Raw genomic sequence first — 18,980 nt, 5'->3', positions numbered from 1 at the left:
CGAGCATCTCTTCGACCAGGGCATCCATCTCGTGCATGGCCTCAAGGCCAACATGAAGAATAAGCTCATGCCCATGTGGGACAAGATCATGCTCAGAAAAAGGTACATCATCGAGTGTATCAACGAATTGCTCAAGAACAAGGCCAACCTCGTGCATTCACGACACCGGTCCATACACAACTTTATGATGAACCTATGCTCGGCTCTCGCGGCCTACTGTTTCTTTGACAACAAGCCGGAGGCGCTGCCAGTGCATGTGGAGAAATCAAGACAATTAGAGCTATTTGCATGGTAATCTTATCCCGAACTCGCGTAGTAATTATTATGTGTTCATGACGGCAGGCAATAAGGTTTATCGTATCGACCTTGAACGCCAGAAGGCCTTTGTCATCTTTGAATATGCCGAAGATGCTAGTGCCCAAATTGCTTGTTTGAAGTTTCAGGATCCTGAGAGCACAGAAGAGATGGGTAGAATACTAGGTGTAGGTATCAATACATCTAATGGTGGTGTTATTGCAGAGCTGAAACTTAGCGTGGCTGGCGATGCAAACGACGCTTACATCTACCGTAATGAAGAAGCAAAGTTAGGAAAGATTGTAGATATAAGTTTTAACTATGAGTAATCGCATCTTATCATGTTGCGAATATTTCTTTTAATATTAATAAGCATTGTTGGCAGTATGTCGTTTGGACATACTGCCAATCTGCATCATTTTCTTTATGAACACGGCGGAGAGAAGGTGTGCGATGGCATTCTCCCTACTTATCGTGTGCATGGCAAACTCTACTGGCAGGTTGCCGATAGTCTTGTAGGGCGCGAGTTTTCCCTTTTCACTACATTGCTTACAACCCCGGCCTCGCCACATCGTAACATCGACAAAACCTATGGATATTCTGGCGATATGCTCGGTCCGGTATTCCTAAGTATCCAGCGTCATGGCAATGAATTGTGGATAGGCGACCCCCAGCATCATCGTGTGTGGCACGATGCCCGCTCCTCCGATGCCGAGATAGCCGCTCTTACCACCAACTTCCGCCTTTATCATCGGCTCCCCATCGTGGCACGAGGCGATGGTAATGTGTTGGTCGAGGTAGAAAGTATGTTGCGCAAAAGTCCACTGTTCGGTCTCGACCTGTTCTCTTTTGACCTTTCGCTCAACGGCCGTATCAGTGCCTGCGACGCTATTGGTGCTGTCAAGGGCTATCCCGACAGACTGCTTATGCGCATTGACCGAAGTTACCATACCTCGCGGCCAATGCCTCCATATCAAGGAGAACCTTATGTAGGAAGATATGAGACGGGGCTGTGCCTTAGCCTGTTGCCTCGTGAAGGCATGCCTGTAAGGCAGCTCGACCGTGTGGGATATTTCACCCTGGCACAGGAACTTTATGAAGATAAGCACCCGGGGCATCGTCGGGTTATCGCAAAGAAATGGAACCTGGAGATAAGTCCTGCCGACCGTGGCAGGTATTTCCGTGGCGAACTGGTGCGCCCTGTACGCCCCATCGTCTTCTATATCGACCGCAATACGCCAGCACATTATGTGCCCTATATCATAGCCGGGGTGCGTGCGTGGCTCCCTGCTTTCGAGCAGGCAGGGTTCAAAGATGCCATCGATGCACGGTTGGCACCTACTCCTGATGAAGACCCCAACTTCTGCATCTACGATACACACTATCCCTTCATCTCGTGGAAAGTGTCGGCACGCAGCAATGCCTACGGCCCAAGTCCCTGCATGTCGCAGTCGGCCGAGATTGCTACTTGCCATATAGGTATTTTCAGCAGTGTGAATAACATTTCCCAACAATGGAATTTTACACAGCTGGGAGCTTACGATAGTACGGCTTGGCGTATCAGTCTTCCACAGGATGTCTGCGGCGATCTCATGCAGTTTGTCATCACACATGAGGTGGGGCATTCGTTAGGCTTGGAGCACAACTATCTGGGTAGTGCTCACATGTCGTTAGAAGAGGCTACCGACACAGCTTTTCTTGCCCGTTATGGCATCTCTTCTTCCATTATGGATTATGTGCGTTTCAATTATGCTTTGCGCCATGGCGACAGTGTTCAGTTCGCTCATCGGCGTGTACAGCTGGGCGATTATGATCGCTTTGCCATCGAATGGGGATACCGTATCTTCCCTGGTCGCACGGAGAAGGTGCGCCTACGGCAGCGTGCCAAGTGGTGTCGCCGCCAGTTGCAGAACCCTCGTCTGCGTTATCTTACGATAAACCCCGGACTGTATAATAAGGCTGAAGACTTGGGCGACGACCATGTGGCCTTTAATACACGTGGCATGGAGAACCTACAGTATATCTGTGCACAGGCCTCCCGATGGCGCGTAGACGATGCCGTAGGCAAGTCGGTCATGCAACAACGCTACCGTAGCATGTTGTCGCATTATACCTGGTGGATGCAACAAGTGATGGACCACCTTAACGATAAATATCCTGCGGCAGATGGAAAGAGTGGCTTTGCAGCAGAGTCTATCGATTATAACCGCCGAGTGATGCACTTTATACGGCAGTATCTGCTTGAGGCTCCCACATGGCTCTTTGCGTCGGATGTTACAAGGAACATCAATATTGATGCCGACCAGGAGTTTACCAACACGGTGTTGCCCCTGATACAGCAGCTTGTTGGTGCCATCCCACAGGTGTTGCAAAACGAGCAATCGGGCACAACAGCCATTGCTGCATCCGAGGTTGTCGACAGCATTCACACCTCTCTCTTTGCTCCATGGCAGCGCGATGGGATGGAGAGCAAGGAGCAATTTATGTTGCAGCGCTGGTATGTAGAGGCTCTTCACGATAACCTCGACCGCACGCTGAAGCAAGGGCAGAGCCATGTGGCATTGCTTTTTATGCGTGCATTGCAGCGTATAACCAATGAGGTAACACAGGCTGCAGGGCATACTGCCGACCAACTGGCACAGCGGCGTGCCGCAGAACTCATTCGTCTCACACAAATATCATTGTAATCATCTATCATGTTCAAAACAGTATTCTCATATCTTACCCTGTTTATCGTTCTCTTCTTAGAAACAACAGCATTGGCACAGGAAACCGTTAGACAGCCATTCGATGCATCGCACATGGCGGTTAGTGGCAGTTCCCTGCGGGCCTTTACGACCGACAGCACCGCCTATCTGGCTATTCCGCCATCGGCCTTTGGGCACGATTTGGCTATTACTGCCCAGATAGACCATGGCTTCGACATGATTAACTGCGGCATTAAAAGCATGGGGGTAGTGCAGCTCGAGCTCTCAGCCGATAGCACCAAGGTCGACCTCTTGCAGCCTTTCTATGCAGAGCGGATACTCGACAACAGCAGTGAATTATTGCCTGCCTTCCGTTTGTCGAATACCACAGCCCCCAAGTTGTCGCTTCCTATTGTGGGATGGGCAGGCAAGGGCGAGGCTGTGGTTAGCTTGACGCAGCTGCTAAAGGAGGGTGATGAGTGGTTTTCATACCATGACAATATGGAGATTCGTGCTCTGCAACCCGACTTGTCGCGCATCGTTAGCACCCATGCCATGCCCGATGGCGTAACATTTCAGATAGAGCGATGGCATGAAACCGACGACAATGGCCAGCGTTTCTCCTCCTCCAACACCGTACTGCCCAAAGGAAGTAAGCCCCTTATGGTAAGCTGCACGCTACGGTTGTTGCCCCAAGTAGCCGATGAACTGCGTTTGGTTGGCGAGGAGAATGGGGCGCAGACCATTCGCTTCAGCGAGTATTCGCAGCACCCCTATGCCCCTATGCCCGACTCGTTGGCTATTCGCTGGCCGCTCCACCGGCAGCCGTTAACAATTTATGTCGACCATCGTTTCCCGCGTAAGTGGCATGCTGCGTTGTGCGATGCCGTAGAGAAGTGGAATCAGGCTCTACATGCCGTAGGCCTTCCTGCCCGTGTGTTGCAGCCTCGATGGTTGCCACAAGATAGCGTAGCAGCACAGCAGGCTGTTGTAGTGAGCTACGATCTTTGCCATAAGGGGGTAACGAACAGCATGCTGTGTCATCCCCGTACAGGTGAGATGCTATCGGCTCGTATCGTCGTGGGGCGTGGCTTCGAGCAGAAGCTGCTGCAGGATTTCTTGTTGCGAGGCGAGGCCAACGCCCGCTATTTGCAGCAGGCCAGGCATCGCGACCGTGCTGTGGCACTTATTCTTCAGGCCGAACTGATGCGCGAACTTGGTGCCATTCTTGGCAGGGCGAATGGCGATACGCCTGCCGTATGTATCGATCAGCCCCTTACCTTGTCGCCTGCCGACCTTGCTTTTGTGCGTGCAGTCTATACGCCCATGCTGCCTGGCGAGAGCATATTTGCCTGTCGGCAGCGGTTGCAGCAGCGTGAAGCCTCTGTTATGGCTTCTTCGCATGCGTCGCCCGTCTCGGTTTTGGCCGCCCGCTTAGAGCAGATGCGCTCCGTATGGCAGCATCCTGAGCGTTACGAACAGGCCGTGAAGGTGGTTGGAACGAACATGCGGCGCATCTACGAGCGTGGCATCGACCTGCTGAACGATGCCCTGCAGCAGTGGATATTGATGATAGGCAATGCGCACTATAGTGCTAACGAGCAGTGCGAGGCTATGGAGCAGATAGGCAGTCATATATGTGGCGAGCGGTCGTTTGCCGACAGTCCTTACATTCGCACTCGTCTTATAGCCGACAGGCAGTATCTGCATTCTACTATAGGCACCGACTTCGAGCAGCTTTTGAGCGACGCACGCTTTGCCCAGCTGCACGAATTGGCGTTGATGAATGCCGATGCTTATACCGTGGACGACATGCTGGCCGACATCGATAAATGGTTCTTTCATCGTTTCTCTGCCACCGAAACGATGAGCGAACAGCAGCTCGACATGCTCTGTTTGCTGGTAGACCGTTGGCATAAGGTACTCGGTAGCACTGCTGATAAAGCCAATAAGCACGGCAGGGAATTATCGCAAGCCCATTTTGATAGGGTGATGCAGTGCCTAAGACAGTTAAGCATCCAGCATACGCAGACCGATGTGCGCGACATGTGCAAGCTGTTGGTCGCCAAATATATAGCCGATAAATCATCGCATTAATACCTTTCGTTTGCGAGTGTGTCAAGGTTGTCAATCTGCTTGATGTCCTGTAGGCATCTTATACCAAGGTGGGAAGTAGAGAAAGGCGTACGCCGACTGAAGAATATCTTTGTAGACGAAGGCCTCATAAAGCAAGGAATATTCAATTTAGTATATAGCTATAAAAGGGAAAGACATTCCGTCATCGGGCCTTTCCCCTTTTCCGTTGTCGTTATTTTTGGTATATGTTCGTAGCAGGCGTGGCACATCGGCTTGCTATGTGTGGCATATAGCCCTGCAAGGGCATGTATATAGCGGCATAAAATCGGCGATTTTGTGCGATGATCTCGGCGATTTTGTCCGACAATCTCGGCGATTTTGTCGCGCCGGAAACCGCTTCTTTCCCCTTTAATCGCTGCCTCTTGTTCCTGAATCCGTCGCATGGGGATTATGCGGCAGGACTGTCTGTGTGATAAATTGTAACCAGGGATGGCTTTATTCTGCGTATCCGTAAGAATCCGACACGATATTCTGACAGGTTTTCGGATATGTTTCCGATTCATAAAAATCGTTTTTTTTGTTAACAAAAAGGTTGCTGAATTTGTTGAAAACGGAAAACTTTCTATCTTTAAGGCCGTAGAAATCAAAGTCTTTACTTTGTAAAGTTTATCAACTAAAAACCGTTTAACTATGCCTAACAAAGTACAATCTCGCAAGGTGTTTATGAGTCTCTGTACAAGGAGCAGCGTGTTCGTAGGATTAGGGGTCTTGACCCTTCTCACGATGCCGCTGCCGGCCTGTGCCGAAACAGCAAACGCCGCAGTAAGCATTGTTCAGCAGAACAATGAAGTGAAAGGTCTCGTTACCGACAACAGGGGCGAGCCGCTCATCGGAGTAACCGTTACCGAGAAGGGAGGCTCCCGCGGCACCGTCACGGACATTGACGGCCACTTCGCCCTGAGCGTCTCCCCGGGGACAATTCTTTTGTTCTCCTATGTCGGCTATCAGCCCAAGGAAGTCGCTGCGTCGGCTCAGATGACCGTGGTTCTTGAGGAAAGCAGCGAGTCGCTGCAAGAAGTGGTGGTCGTGGGATACGGCACCCAGCGTAAGGCCAACCTCACCGGTGCGGTGGCGCAAGTGGGAGGCGATGTGCTGGAGAACCGTCCCATCAGCGACATCGGGCAGGGACTCCAGGGCGTGGTGCCCAACCTGAACATCTCGATGTCGTCAGGAGGAGCTCCGGGTGCGGGCTCTACCTTCAACATCCGCGGTACCACCTCGCTGAACGGAGGCAGCCCGCTGATATTGGTGGACAATGTGCAGATGGACGCCAACCTCGTGAATCCGGACGACATAGAGTCCATTTCCGTCCTGAAGGATGCCGCCTCTGCGGCCATCTACGGCGCGCGGGCGGCCTATGGAGTGATTCTCATTACCACGAAGAAGGGAAAGAACAACTCCAAGCCTGTCGTCAGCCTCAATGTTACGGGGTATTGGCAGCGGCCGGCAGTAGAGGCCCACAATGTGAGTTCCATCGATTACCTGACCATGATAGACAAGGCCTACCAGAACAGCGGCGGCAGCGGGCACTACTTCAACCAGCTGGTGTATGACTACACGCAGGCCTACATGGACGGAACCTATGACTCCCCCGTGTTCTTCGACCCGGATTACAGTTCGTTCAAGTATGGTTACTGCGGCAATACGGACTGGTGGAACGAACTCTACAAGACCTCGTTCTCGCAAATCTATAATGCGAGCGTGAGCGGAGGCAACGAGCGCACCACCTACTACGCCTCGCTTGCCGCCAACAATCAGGGGGGTATCCTGAAAGCTGCCGACGACACCTACAAGAAGTATAATGCCAACATCAACATTGCTACGGATGTGGCAAAGTGGCTGAATGTATCTGCGAAGATCACCAATACCTATACCACGGAACTGCATCCCACGGGTGGAACGACGGCCATGAACGCCACGGCCTATTCCGGCATATCGGCCTATAGCGGCATGATGAAGGCCGACTTGAGCCCTCTCATGCCGGTGAAGCACCCCGACGGACACTATGCGGGACAGGGAAGCTTCACCAATCCTGTGGCATTGCAGGCCCAGGGCGGTAATGCGCACTATAAGCAGAACGACCTCTGGATGACGGGAGCGGTGAAAATCACGCCTGTCGACGGCCTCGTCATCAACGCGGATTATACCTGGAACCATTTCGGAGCACACTCCACCCAGCATGTAAGGAACTTCTATGACTACACGGCGGTGCCCGGGACGGAGAACTTCTATCCCTGGACCAACCCCAGCAGCGTTACGCTGACCAACCAGGACAATTACTATCAGTCGTTCAACGCCTTTGCGGAATACTCGTTCTCATTGGCACAGAAGGCACATAACTTCAAGGTGATGGTGGGTTACAACCAGGAAAAGGAGCACACGGCCTACCACTATGTGGGACGAAAGAATCTTATTGATGCCGCAAACCCCGCAATCAATCAGGCCACAGGTGATATCCTGACGGACGGTAATGAAAGCCAATGGTCGGTAAGCGGCGTCTTTGCCCGTATCAACTATAACTTCAAAGATAGGTATCTCTTCGAGCTGGACGGCCGCTATGACGGATCTTCCAAGTTCAAGAAGGGCGAGCGCTACGACTTCTTCCCTTCCGCTTCCGCGGCATGGAGAATCTCTGAGGAAAGCTTCTGGAGCCCATTGAAAAGTTGGTGGGACAACATGAAGATTCGCGTCTCTTACGGTTCACTGGGCAATCAGGCCGTAACGAGCAACTTCCCCTATCTTGCCACCTATGGCATCAATACCCGCTATAACGCCCTCCTCGGCGGTTCGCTGCCCGTGGCCATCACGGTGCCGGGCCTCGTGAGCCCGTCTTTCACCTGGGAAAGCGTGCACCAGATAGACTTCGGATTCGACGCCTCGTTCCTGAGAAGCCGGCTGAACGCCTCTTTCGACTGGTATCGCCGCGACACCAAGGACATGCTTACTTCGGGTGAAGTCTTGCCGGCTGTGCTTGGAGCGGCCGTTCCCTTGGAGAATGCGGCCAACTTGAAGACCGTGGGATGGGAGCTTTCGCTGGAGTGGAACGACCGCCTTGCCTGCGGCCTGTCGTATCATGTGAAAGGAGTGCTCTCCGACTATAAGTCTACCATTACGAAGTACAGCAACCCCACGGGCCTGATTTCGCAGTATTATGTCGGACATGAGATAGGCGAGATATGGGGCTATGTGTCTAATGGACTCTTCCAGACAGACGCCGAAGCCCAGGCCATCGACCAGTCTTATCTCTACGGCGGGCACTGGACAGCAGGCGATGTAAGGTATGAGGACCTTGACCACAACGACAAAATCAATATCGGGGACAATACGCTGAAGAATCCCGGAGACCGCAAGATTATCGGCAACAACACGCCTCGCCTCGCCTTCGGACTTACGCTGGGCGCGGAATACAAGGGCTTCGACCTCAATGTCTTCCTGCAAGGGGTCGGCAAGCGGGACTACATGTTGGGAGGTCCTGCCTTCTGGGGCTTCACCGATGAGTGGGAAACACCGTTGACAAACAATCTTGACTACTGGACGGAGGATAACCCCGGGGCTTACTTCCCGCGCCTGGGATGGGCCAACGGAGGCAACCGACAGAACTCCACGCGGTATCTGCAGGACGCAAGTTACTGCCGCCTGAAGAATATCACCCTCGGCTATACGCTGCCCAGAAACCTTACCGGCAAGTGGAGAATCAGTCGCCTGAGATTCTATATAGAGGGTGAGAACCTCTTCACTATCACCAGTCTGATGGACGGATTCGACCCCGAAACACTGGGAACCATGACCTATCCGATCAACAAGAAGTTCGCCATCGGTCTTAATCTGACATTCTAATAACTCTTAAAAAGATATTTCCTATGAAATTCAGACATTATATTTATCTGGTCCTTATGGCAGGGACGCTCAGTGCCTGTGAGGACTATACCAATCTCTCGCCGATGGACTCCTTCACGGATGAGTCGTATTGGAACACGCCCAATGACCTGAAGCTGTATGCGAACGGGCTGTATGGATTGCTCAGCAGTCCTAATCCCGCCCTTGACGGCGAGAGCGACAACTTCGTTACGACGAACTACAGCTCCTATCTCTTTGACGAGCTTACGGTGCCGGAGGAATCTCCGGAGTCAACACCTGCCGTTACCGCTTATAACAAATGGTACTGGAACGACCTGCGGAGCTGCAACTATTTCCTGAAGCGCTATGACCGCGTGAAGGGCTCCGAGGAGGAGATCAACCGGTATGTGGCGGAGGTGAGGTTCTTCAGAGGCCTTATCTACTTCGACATGCTCAAGACTTATGGCGATGTGCCATGGTACGACGCGGACCTTCAGACCAGCGATAAGGAACTCCTGTACAAGCCCCGGGACAACAAGGATGAAGTACTGGGGCATGTGATTGAGGACTTCGAATATGCCATCGAGCACCTGCCGGAGAAGTCGTCGTCGGAAAGCGGGCGGCTGAACAAGGACGCCGCACGGACGCAGCTGGCCCGGATATGCCTCTATTTCGGAACCTACAAGAAGTATCATCACGAGGCAGGGACGGGCAGCCAGACCTCTGAGTCGCTGCTGAAGAAGGCCGTCGAGCAGACCGATGCCGTCATCAATTCAGGTAACTACGATATCGTGAAGGGGCAGGACAACGGCTGCGACCAGCTTGCCTACGCCGGATACCCCCTCTATTACTCCAATCTCTTCACGCAGGAAGACCTTTCCACCAGCAAAGAGTGCATCCTGGCGCGCTTCTACGAGCCCGATGTTTTGCAGCATCAGCTGGGCAGACAGGTGCAGGAGCAAGGCATGGGGCTGAGCAAAGACTTCGCGGAGTCGTTCCTGATGAAGGACGGAACGCCAATCTATAATGCCGGCTCGGGCTATCACGGCGATGAGGACATGGACGCGGAGCTTGCAGGCAGAGACCCCCGAATGTACCAGATTATCGACAACAAGCATCGTCCCTATTATGTGCGCAATGGAGAAAGAGTGCAGAACGAACTTGCCAATGTGGTGGGATCCAGCAAGGGCGTTACCGGATACCAGTGTGTGAAGTATCATGCAGCGAACACCACGCAGCAGGAAGCCAACAACTCCACCTATGACTGGTTTGTCTACCGTTATGCGGAGGTGCTCCTCATCAATGCGGAGGCTAACGCGGAGCTTGGCACCTGCACGCAGGCCGTGCTTGACAAGACCGTCAACAAGCTGCGCGACCGCGTAGAGATGGCTCATCTCACCACTTCTCCCGTTGCCGACGCGCGGCCTGTAGACTATGGTTATACGGTCTCCAACCTCATCTATGAGATTCGTCGTGAACGCCGCATAGAGCTTGTGGCAGAGGGGCTCAGGCTCGACGACCTGAAGCGCTGGAACGGAATGAAGGTGATGGAGAATCCCAAGACCATGTTCGGCATCAAGATTACGCCTACGGTCATCAGCCAGTATCCCGCCAATACATTTACGGGTGAGAACGCACGGCCTACCATTGAGTATCAGGGAGCGAAGTATCTATATCAGTATAAGTCCTCCAAGTCGCTCAGTGAGACCGGACGCAAATGGTCTGACAAAGACCACCGCTGGCTGCTTCCCCTGCCCACGCAGGAGCTCACGCTGAACACGAACCTCGTCCAGAACCCAGGCTGGTAAGTACGGTTATGTCATTGAGGGCCGGTCATGATAATGGGTATGGCCGGCCCTTTTCGTTTTCCCGCCCAGTTCCGGGCAGCTTCCGTGCCCTTGTTTGTGGTTTTGAGCAATTGTAATGACGGCCTTCCGGGGGTGTTTCTGCAGCTGAAACATGATGTTTCAACGGCTGAAACACGCTGTTTCAGTAGTAGAAACACGCTGTTTCAATGGCTGATACACCTGCCCGAAACGGCAAACTGTCTTGGTGCGGACCATGAAAGGCCTTGCCGAGGGAGCTTTGCGAACCACCTGTTTTTATGGATTCTTGCCGCGTTTTCTTGCCGTTCTGTGAAAAAATGCTTATCTTTGCCCTGCAAACCTACTTCATATATGGACGACGAGAAGACTTTTGACGACAATACACAGGAAGAGGAACTGGAGATAGACCAGCATTCCGACTACAGGCCCGCCGACCGCTTTGACGCCTCGGCGGTGCATCATCTGAGCGGAATGTACAAGAACTGGTTCCTCGACTATGCCAGTTATGTAATCCTGGAGCGGGCCGTGCCTCACATAGAGGACGGCCTGAAGCCCGTGCAACGCCGCATCCTGCACTCCATGAAGCGTATGGACGACGGCCGATACAACAAGGTGGCCAACATCGTGGGCCACACCATGCAGTTCCATCCGCACGGAGACGCTTCCATCGGAGACGCCCTGGTGCAGATGGGACAGAAGGACTTGCTCGTAGACACGCAGGGCAACTGGGGCAATATCCTGACCGGCGACCGTGCGGCCGCTCCCCGATACATCGAGGCGAGGCTGTCGAAGTTTGCGCTGGAGACGGTGTTCAACCCCAAGACCACCGAATGGCAGCTCTCCTACGACGGGCGGAACAAGGAGCCCATTACGCTCCCCGTGAAGTTCCCCCTGCTGCTTGCGCAGGGTGCGGAAGGCATCGCCGTGGGGCTGAGCAGCAAGATCCTGCCGCATAACATGAACGAGATATGCGATGCCGCCATCAGCTATCTCCGTGGCGAGAAGTTCCAGCTTTATCCCGATTTCCCCACGGGAGGCGCCATCGATGTGTCGAAATACAACGACGGGCAGCGCGGCGGCGTGCTCAAGGTGCGGGCGAAGATAGAGAAGCTGGACTCCAAGACGCTCGTCATCCGCGAGATTCCGTTCGGCAAGACGGCCGCCTCGCTGCAGGAAAGCATCACGAAAGCCGTGGAGAAAGGCAAGCTGAAGATTCGCAAGGTGGAAGACATGACGGCCTCGGAGGTGGAAATCCAGCTCCATCTGGCTCCCGGCGTGTCGAGCGACAAGACGATGGACGCGCTCTATGCCTTTACCGACTGCGAGGTAAACATCTCGCCCAACTGCTGCGTGATAGAGGATAACAAGCCGCAGTTCCTTGCCGTCTCGGATGTGCTCCGCCACAGCACCGACCGCACGATGGGGCTGCTGCGCAAGGAACTCCTCATCCGCAAGGGTGAATTAGAGGAGCAACTCTTCTATAATTCATTAGAGCGCATCTTCATCGAGGAGCGCATCTATAAGGAGAGGAAGTTCGAGACGGCGCCCGATCAGGATGCCGTGGTGGCGTTCATCGACTCAAAGCTGGAGCCTTTCAAGAGGGATTTCATCCGCGAGGTAACGCGCGACGACATCCTGAAGCTGCTCGAAATCAAGATGCAGCGCATCCTGAAGTTCAACAAGGAGAAGGCTGACGAGCTGCTCGCGAAGATAAAGGCGGAGATAGCCGACATCGACAAGGACCTCGGGCAGATGGTGAAGGTTACCATCGACTGGTTTAAATACCTCAAGCAGAAGTACGGCGGCGACCACTTGCGCAGGACGGAGATTCGCAGTTTCGATACCATCGAGGTTACGAAAGTGGTCGAAGCCAACGAGAAACTCTATATCAACCGGCAGGAAGGGTTCATCGGAACGGGGCTGAAGAAAGACGAGTTCGTGTGCAACTGTTCGGATATCGACGACATCATCCTCTTCTATCGCGACGGAAAATACAAGGTGGTGAAGGTGGCCGACAAGCTCTTCGTGGGCAAGGGGGTCATCTGGGCACAGGTGTTCAAGCGCAACGACAAGCGCACGATATACAATGTCGTGTACCGTGACGGCCGCAAGGGCTTCTGCTTTATCAAGCGATTCAATGTGCCCACGCTTATCCGCGACCGTGAGTACGACCTCACGCAGGGCAAGGAGGGGTCGAAGGTGATGTACTTCACGGCCAACCCCAACGGCGAGGCCGAGGTCATCAAGGTTACGCTGGAGGTCGACGCGGCGAAGAAGAAGCAGAACATCTTCATCGAGAAAGACTTCTCGGAGGTGATGATCAAGGGGCGTGCCTCCAAGGGGAACATCCTCTCCAAGAAGCCCGTGCATCGCATTTCGCTCAAGAGCCACGGCCATTCCACCCTCGGGGGGCGCAAGGTCTGGTTCGATCCTGATGTGCGCCGCATCAACTATGAGGAGCACGGACGCTATCTCGGAGAGTTCAACGACGGAGAGCTTATCCTCGTGGTGCTTGAGGGCGGAGAGTTCTACTTCACCAATTTCGACCCGAACAACCACTATGAGGGCGACATCAAGATTCTTGAGAAGTGGGATGAGCACAAGGTTTGGACGGCCGTCTTGCACGACGCCGACAACCAGAACCGTGTGTATGTGAAGCGGTTCTGCATGGAATATGCCCGCAAGACCCAGAACTATCTGGGTGAGAATCCGGACAGCAGGCCGATTCTGCTCACGGATCAGGCGTATCCGAGGCTCCTCGTTCACTTCGGCGGAGCCGACAACGGGCGGCCTGATTTGGAAATAGATGTCGATGAGTTCATCGCCCTGAAGGGCGTGAAGGCTCACGGCAAGCGCCTTGCCCAATGGGAAGTGGCGTCCGTGGAAGAACTCGAACCGCTTCGTTTCCCCGAGCCGGAGGCTGCTCCGGAGGAAGAGGAGCCTGCTGATGACGCGGAGGAGAACCTCGATCCCGATGCCGGGAAGAGCCGGCAGCGAATCATAGACGAGATGACGGGACAACTAAGTCTATTCCCCGACGATGAAGAACAATAAGAGATATGCCTGCGTCCTGGCAGCCCTCGTGCTGGCGGCGGTGTCCGCCGTGGCTCAGGAGGGCAGGATAATCACCAATTCCAAGCTTCTGGGAATCGGTGCCACGAATATCCTCGACACTTATCTCTCTCCTGAAAAATACAACGGGACGGAGCTTCGCTATATCTCGCATACCTTTCGCGAGCACGAGGGCAAGCGCCTTTACCGTGAGATTATCCATCAGGGGAATGTGGCCTATGCCGACAATCGGTCGGGCAATGGCAACGAATTGGCGGGCATGTACAACTTCCAGTATGGCTGGCACTATAGGCTCTTGTCGCTGGAAGACGACCGATTGACGCTCGGAGTGGGAGGAAACATCGACGCAAACCTTGGGTTTATCTATAACACCCGTAACTCCAACAACCCCGCGCAGGCCCGCCTGTACCTCAACATCACTCCAGTGATAGAGGCCGCTTATAGGTTCAGGATCAAAAACAGTCCTCACACCTTGCGCTATGAACTGAGTGTGCCTCTGCTGGGAGTGATGTTTTCACCTAACTACGGCCAGTCCTACTACGAGATTTTCTCGCAGGGAAACTACGATCACAATGTCGTTCCCACCTGGATTGGCAACGCGCCGTCGTTGCGGCAGCTGCTTACTTTCGACTTTACGCTCTGGAACACCACCTTCCGCATTGGCTATCTGGGCGATTTCCAGCAGGCTAAGGTAAACGGATTGCGGAGCCATGTCTATACCCACAGCCTCGTCGTCGGTGTAACCAAGCGCTTCCAACTCATCAAGATGCGGCCATGAAGAAAGCTCTGTTATACCTCCTGCTGCTCCCGATGCTGCTGGCCCTTGCGGGATGCGTGGACGAAGAGAGCTATGCCGACACTCCCCAGGGCAACTTCGAGGCACTCTGGAACATCATCGACCAGCGTTATTGCTTCCTCGACTATAAGGCCCAGGAGTACGGGCTGGACTGGAACGAGGTCCACCGGCGGTATTCCCGCATGATGAATGCCGGCATGACGGAGTCGCAGGTCTTCGAAGTGCTGTGCAATATGCTGTCGGAGCTCAGGGACGGGCATGTGAATCTCTATTCAAGTTTTGATGTGGCGCGCAACTGGAGCTGGCATGAAGACTATCCGAGCAACTTCTCCGACACGCTTTTCAGCAAGTATATCGGTACTGATTACCGCATTGCGTCGGGGATGAAATACCGCGTGCTCGACGACAATACGGGCTATCTGCGCTGCGAAACCTTCACGAATGACATCGGGAGCGGCAACCTTGACGACATCCTACTCTATCTCGCGCCCTGCAACGGCCTCATTATCGACCTTCGTAACAATACGGGCGGCATGATCTCCAGTGCGGAGAAACTGGCCGCGAGGTTCACCAATGAGGAGACGCTCGTGGGCTATATGCAGCATAAGACGGGGCCGGGACACGGCGACTTCTCGGCAATGAAGGAACAGATTCTCAAGCCGGCGAAGGGCGCGCGATGGCAGAAGCGGGTGGTGGTGCTCACCAATCGCTCGGTCTACAGCGCCGCCAATGAGTTCGTGAAATACATGAAATGCTGTCCTGGGGTAACGGTTGTGGGCGACAAGACCGGCGGCGGGGCAGGTTTGCCGTTCTCAAGTGAACTGCCGAACGGCTGGAGCGTACGCTTCTCCGCGTGCCCGATGTACGACAGGCAGCAGCAGAGCACCGAGTTCGGAATCGACCCCGACTACAAGGTTGACCTCACTCAGGAGGATTTTCGACGAGGCCGGGACACCCTCATCGAATATGCCCGCAAGCTGCTCAGGGAATAATCATCATACCATTTATAATCATTAATACGACATGAAAAAGTATTTATTAGCATTTCTGTTGATTGCCCTTTGCCTGCCTGTTATGGCCAAGCGCAAGGGTGAGAACCCAGTAGTGGTGGTCATGGTCGACGGACTCCGTTGGCAGGATGTCTTCATGGGTGCCGATTCGGCATTGCTCAACAACAAGAAGTTTGTCTCTAACATTAAATTGAACAACGAGAAATTCTGGCGTGCGACCCCCGAAGAGAGGCGTGCGGCGCTGCTTCCTTTCGTCTGGAGCCATGTGGCGGAGCACGGCATCCTCTATGGTAACCGTGCGAAGGGCAGCCGGATGAATGTGGCCAATGGCATGCACTTCTCTTATCCGGGGTATAACGAAACCCTGACGGGCTATCCCGACGATGCGCGCGTGCACAGCAACGATGCCTTTCCCAACCCCAATGTTACGGTATTCGAGGCTGCCAACGGCGATGCGAGGTATAATAACTCGGTGTATTGCTTTGGAAGCTGGGACCGTTTCCATGAGATTTTCAACATGCAGCGCAGCGGAATCCCCGTGAATGCGGGGTGGGATGCGTCGAAGAACCTTGGGAAAACCCAGGCGGAAGAGCTCTACGACCTTATCGGGCAGGAGATTCCGCACCTCTGGCCGACCGTGCGTTACGATGCGTTCACCTATCGCTATGCCTTGGAATGCCTGAAAACAGCGCATCCCCAGCTCACCTTCGTAGGCTTTGGCGAGCCTGACGACTTTGCCCATGAGGGCCGCTATGGCAGCTATCTGGAGTCGGCGCAGCGCTTCGACCTGTTTCTCAAAGGTCTCTGGGACTATTGCCAGAGCGACCCCTTCTATCGCGATAAGACCACATTCATCGTTACCGTCGACCACGGAAGGGGCTCCGAGAAGTGGGAACATCACGGCAACAAGCTGCCGGGGTCTGACGAAACATGGTTCATGGCCTTTGGCAACGGGGTAAAGGCAAAGGGAGAGGTTAGCGGCGGAGCGCAAATCTACAACAAGCAGGTGGCTTTCACCATCGCGAAACTCCTCGACCTGGACTTCAAAAATACGGAGGGAAAGACCGAAAAGGCCATCCCGCTCAAATAAGTCATTGGGATGAAGAGAAAGGCCTCTATGTTTTTCAGCCTGTTGCTGCTGGCGAGCCTGCTGTTGGCATCCTGCGAGAAGGTGAATCTGGATGAGCCGGAAGGCCGCCTGGAGCCGGAGGGCGGCGTCAAGGTGAGGTTCTCGATAGCCAACCTCACGCAGATTCCGTTTGAGGGCGATGTCGCTACGCCGCCTTCGGGAGCTGCCCTCTCCGCTGTCTGTACACGAATCAGCTTTGCCATCTATCAGGCCGACGGCGCCGTCTATGATGCCCGACATCAACAGTCTACGGATCCGGAGTTCGGCACGCTGACCACCTCGCTTCCTCCGGGAAACTACAAGATAATCGTGCTTGCGCACAGCGGACTGGCCGTGCCCACCTTTGAATCGTGGGAGAGAGTGAAGTTCAAGGACAACAAGCTGACGGATACTTTCTACTGCGTGAAGGACATTGAGGTAGCCGGGGGTGGCTCCTATGAGTTTGAACTCAAGCGTGCGGTGTCGATGTTCCGCCTTGTCGTCAGCGATGCCATCCCCCCGGGTGTCAAGCGGATGAAGTTCTATTACACGGGCGGGAGCTCCACCTTCGACCCTCTCTCGGGCTTCGGCTGCGTGAACTCACGGCAGACGGAGTATCGTGAGGTGCCTGCCGACGGGCACGATGCAGGCCGTCAGTTCGAGGTCTACACCTTTCCCCATGCCGAGGAGGATGAACTCAAGATGACGGTAACAGCCCTCAATGCCGACAATGAGACCGTGGCGGAGCATGTCTTCACGGCCGTGCCCGTACGCCGCAATGTCATCACGCCGTATAGTGGCAGCTTCTTCGGAGGCACTCCGACGGGTGGCCAGGGCGGCGGAGGCGGCGATGTAACCTTCACACTCTCGTTCGACACCTCCTGGACGACGATTACGCACAGCTATTAGACCAGTCCCCGCCAAATCGAAAGACCGCCGGGGCATTTCCAGTTAGCCGCTCCCGTCTTGACAAAATCGCCGATTTTGTCGCATGATTTCGCCGATTTTGTCGCATGATTTCGCCGATTTTGTCGTTCAATCTCGGCGATTTTGTCAGCCGGCTGACGGTCTTTTGCCGGACTGACGGCATTGCCCGTCGTGCCCAAATGTTTTTTTCGGACACAAAAAAAGCCGTCGGCACATCGATTGCCAACGGCTTTCCTTTTATTTGGAGTTTAGTCTTTCTTGTCTGCGAGAGCCTGTTTTATCTTGGCTTCTATCTCGTCGCAGAGCTCCGGGTTGTCTCGCAGGAGCTCCTTCGTGCCCTCGCGGCCCTGGGCGAGTTTGGTCTCCCCATAGGAGAACCAGCTTCCGCTCTTCTTGACAATCTCATTTTCGACACCGAGATCGATGATTTCTCCGATGTGGTTGATTCCCTCTCCGAAGGTAATCTCAAACTCTGCCTTGCGGAAAGGAGGCGCCACCTTGTTCTTGACTACCTTCACCCTGACTTGGTTTCCGAGCACTTGGTCTCCGTCCTTGATGCTTGTAACGCGGCGGATATCCAGCCTCACGGAGGCATAGAACTTCAGGGCGTTGCCGCCGGTGGTGGTCTCTGGATTGCCGAACATCACCCCGATTTTCTCGCGCAACTGGTTGATGAAGATGCAGGTGGTATTGGTCTTGGCGATGGTGGCCGTCAGTTTGCGGAGTGCCTGGCTCATCAGGCGGGCCTGAAGCCCCACCTTGTTGTCGCCCATGTCTCCCTCTATCTCCGCCTTCGGGGTGAGGGCAGCCACGGAATCGATGACCACGATGTCGACGGCACTCGACCGGATGAGCTGGTCGGCAATCTCAAGAGCCTGCTCGCCGTTGTCCGGCTGCGCTATCCAGAGGTTGTCTACATCCACCCCGAGCTTGGCTGCGTAGAAGCGGTCGAAGGCATGCTCGGCGTCGATGAACGCCGCGATGCCCCCCAGTTTCTGGGCTTCGGCGATGGCATGGATGGCAAGCGTGGTCTTGCCGGACGACTCCGGGCCGTAGATTTCGATGATTCTACCTCGGGGATAACCGCCCACCCCGAGGGCTGCATTCAGAGCAAGGCTGCCCGTGGGGATGACCTCTACATTCTCTACTTGCTCGTCGCCCATGCGCATGATGGCGCCTTTGCCGAAGTCTTTCTCTATCTTCGACATGGCTGCCTGCAGGGCCTTGAGCTTGCCCTCCTGATTGTTCTGCTGCGTGGCAGCAGCGTCTTCTTTCTTTGCCATTTAT

Annotated in this window: 12 protein-coding genes; 11 read left to right on the top strand and 1 reads right to left on the bottom strand. The window is 54.3% G+C overall.

Features of this window, described 5'->3' with window-relative positions; genetic code table 11:
• The 11 genes from BM114_RS10575 to BM114_RS10520 all read left to right on the top strand — a co-directional run.
• Window positions 1-295: transposase (locus BM114_RS10575; protein ID WP_218151487.1), on the top strand; the 295-nt coding region annotated here is incomplete at its 5' end.
• A gap of 37 nt (window positions 296-332) precedes the next feature.
• On the top strand, window positions 333-623 hold the full coding sequence (locus BM114_RS10570; RefSeq protein ID WP_092113269.1) for a hypothetical protein: 291 nt from the start codon (window positions 333-335) through the stop codon (window positions 621-623).
• 57 nt (window positions 624-680) lie between these two features.
• Window positions 681-2,981 (top strand): zinc-dependent metalloprotease, encoded by a 2,301-nt coding sequence (locus BM114_RS10565; RefSeq protein WP_177207093.1) that lies wholly within the window; start codon window positions 681-683, stop codon window positions 2,979-2,981.
• A 9-nt stretch (window positions 2,982-2,990) separates the two neighbouring features.
• Complete coding sequence (locus BM114_RS10560; protein WP_092113265.1) at window positions 2,991-5,078, top strand: zinc metalloprotease; 2,088 nt, start codon at window positions 2,991-2,993, stop codon at window positions 5,076-5,078.
• Window positions 5,079-5,780: 702 nt separating this feature from the next.
• Window positions 5,781-8,954: a SusC/RagA family TonB-linked outer membrane protein gene (locus BM114_RS10550; protein ID WP_092113275.1), complete on the top strand. Its 3,174-nt coding sequence runs from the start codon at window positions 5,781-5,783 to the stop codon at window positions 8,952-8,954.
• 23 nt (window positions 8,955-8,977) lie between these two features.
• A complete protein-coding gene (locus BM114_RS10545; protein WP_092113262.1) occupies window positions 8,978-10,762 on the top strand; it encodes a RagB/SusD family nutrient uptake outer membrane protein in 1,785 nt (594 codons plus the stop codon).
• Between the two features lie 369 nt (window positions 10,763-11,131).
• Window positions 11,132-13,834, top strand: a complete 2,703-nt coding sequence (locus tag BM114_RS10540) for a DNA gyrase/topoisomerase IV subunit A (RefSeq protein ID WP_092113261.1) — start codon at window positions 11,132-11,134, stop codon at window positions 13,832-13,834.
• Window positions 13,821-14,630, top strand: coding sequence for a DUF3316 domain-containing protein (locus BM114_RS10535; protein ID WP_092113260.1), 810 nt, complete (start codon window positions 13,821-13,823; stop codon window positions 14,628-14,630). Before BM114_RS10540 ends, BM114_RS10535 begins: the two co-directional genes overlap by 14 nt.
• Window positions 14,627-15,640: a S41 family peptidase gene (locus tag BM114_RS10530; RefSeq protein WP_092113259.1), complete on the top strand. Its 1,014-nt coding sequence runs from the start codon at window positions 14,627-14,629 to the stop codon at window positions 15,638-15,640. The genes BM114_RS10535 and BM114_RS10530 overlap by 4 nt, the downstream gene beginning before the upstream one ends.
• A 31-nt stretch (window positions 15,641-15,671) precedes the next feature.
• Window positions 15,672-16,748: a phosphoglyceromutase gene (locus BM114_RS10525; protein WP_143089307.1), complete on the top strand. Its 1,077-nt coding sequence runs from the start codon at window positions 15,672-15,674 to the stop codon at window positions 16,746-16,748.
• A 9-nt stretch (window positions 16,749-16,757) separates the two neighbouring features.
• On the top strand, window positions 16,758-17,675 hold the full coding sequence (locus BM114_RS10520) for a FimB/Mfa2 family fimbrial subunit (protein ID WP_092113256.1): 918 nt from the start codon (window positions 16,758-16,760) through the stop codon (window positions 17,673-17,675).
• Window positions 17,676-17,941: 266 nt separating this feature from the next.
• Here the strand turns inward: BM114_RS10520 and recA are convergent, their stop codons facing one another.
• Window positions 17,942-18,976, bottom strand: a complete 1,035-nt coding sequence (gene recA, locus BM114_RS10510; protein ID WP_092113254.1) for a recombinase RecA — start codon at window positions 18,974-18,976, stop codon at window positions 17,942-17,944.
• Window positions 18,977-18,980 lie beyond the last annotated feature (4 nt).

This window comes from Prevotella sp. KH2C16, from assembly GCF_900113305.1.
Lineage (GTDB): Bacteria > Bacteroidota > Bacteroidia > Bacteroidales > Bacteroidaceae > Prevotella.
This window is presented reverse-complemented; position numbering and strand designations above follow the sequence as displayed.

What these genes read in the sequence shown, in the direction of transcription:
- BM114_RS10570 (WP_092113269.1), top strand. Translation starts at nt 333, where the DNA reads ATGACGGCAGGCAATAAGGTTTATCGTATCGACCTTGAACGCCAGAAG.
- BM114_RS10565 (WP_177207093.1), top strand. Translation starts at nt 681, where the DNA reads ATGTCGTTTGGACATACTGCCAATCTGCATCATTTTCTTTATGAACAC.
- BM114_RS10560 (WP_092113265.1), top strand. Translation starts at nt 2,991, where the DNA reads ATGTTCAAAACAGTATTCTCATATCTTACCCTGTTTATCGTTCTCTTC.
- BM114_RS10550 (WP_092113275.1), top strand. Translation starts at nt 5,781, where the DNA reads ATGAGTCTCTGTACAAGGAGCAGCGTGTTCGTAGGATTAGGGGTCTTG.
- BM114_RS10545 (WP_092113262.1), top strand. Translation starts at nt 8,978, where the DNA reads ATGAAATTCAGACATTATATTTATCTGGTCCTTATGGCAGGGACGCTC.
- BM114_RS10540 (WP_092113261.1), top strand. Translation starts at nt 11,132, where the DNA reads ATGGACGACGAGAAGACTTTTGACGACAATACACAGGAAGAGGAACTG.
- BM114_RS10535 (WP_092113260.1), top strand. Translation starts at nt 13,821, where the DNA reads ATGAAGAACAATAAGAGATATGCCTGCGTCCTGGCAGCCCTCGTGCTG.
- BM114_RS10530 (WP_092113259.1), top strand. Translation starts at nt 14,627, where the DNA reads ATGAAGAAAGCTCTGTTATACCTCCTGCTGCTCCCGATGCTGCTGGCC.
- BM114_RS10525 (WP_143089307.1), top strand. Translation starts at nt 15,672, where the DNA reads ATGAAAAAGTATTTATTAGCATTTCTGTTGATTGCCCTTTGCCTGCCT.
- BM114_RS10520 (WP_092113256.1), top strand. Translation starts at nt 16,758, where the DNA reads ATGAAGAGAAAGGCCTCTATGTTTTTCAGCCTGTTGCTGCTGGCGAGC.
- recA (WP_092113254.1), bottom strand. Translation starts at nt 18,976, where the DNA reads ATGGCAAAGAAAGAAGACGCTGCTGCCACGCAGCAGAACAATCAGGAG.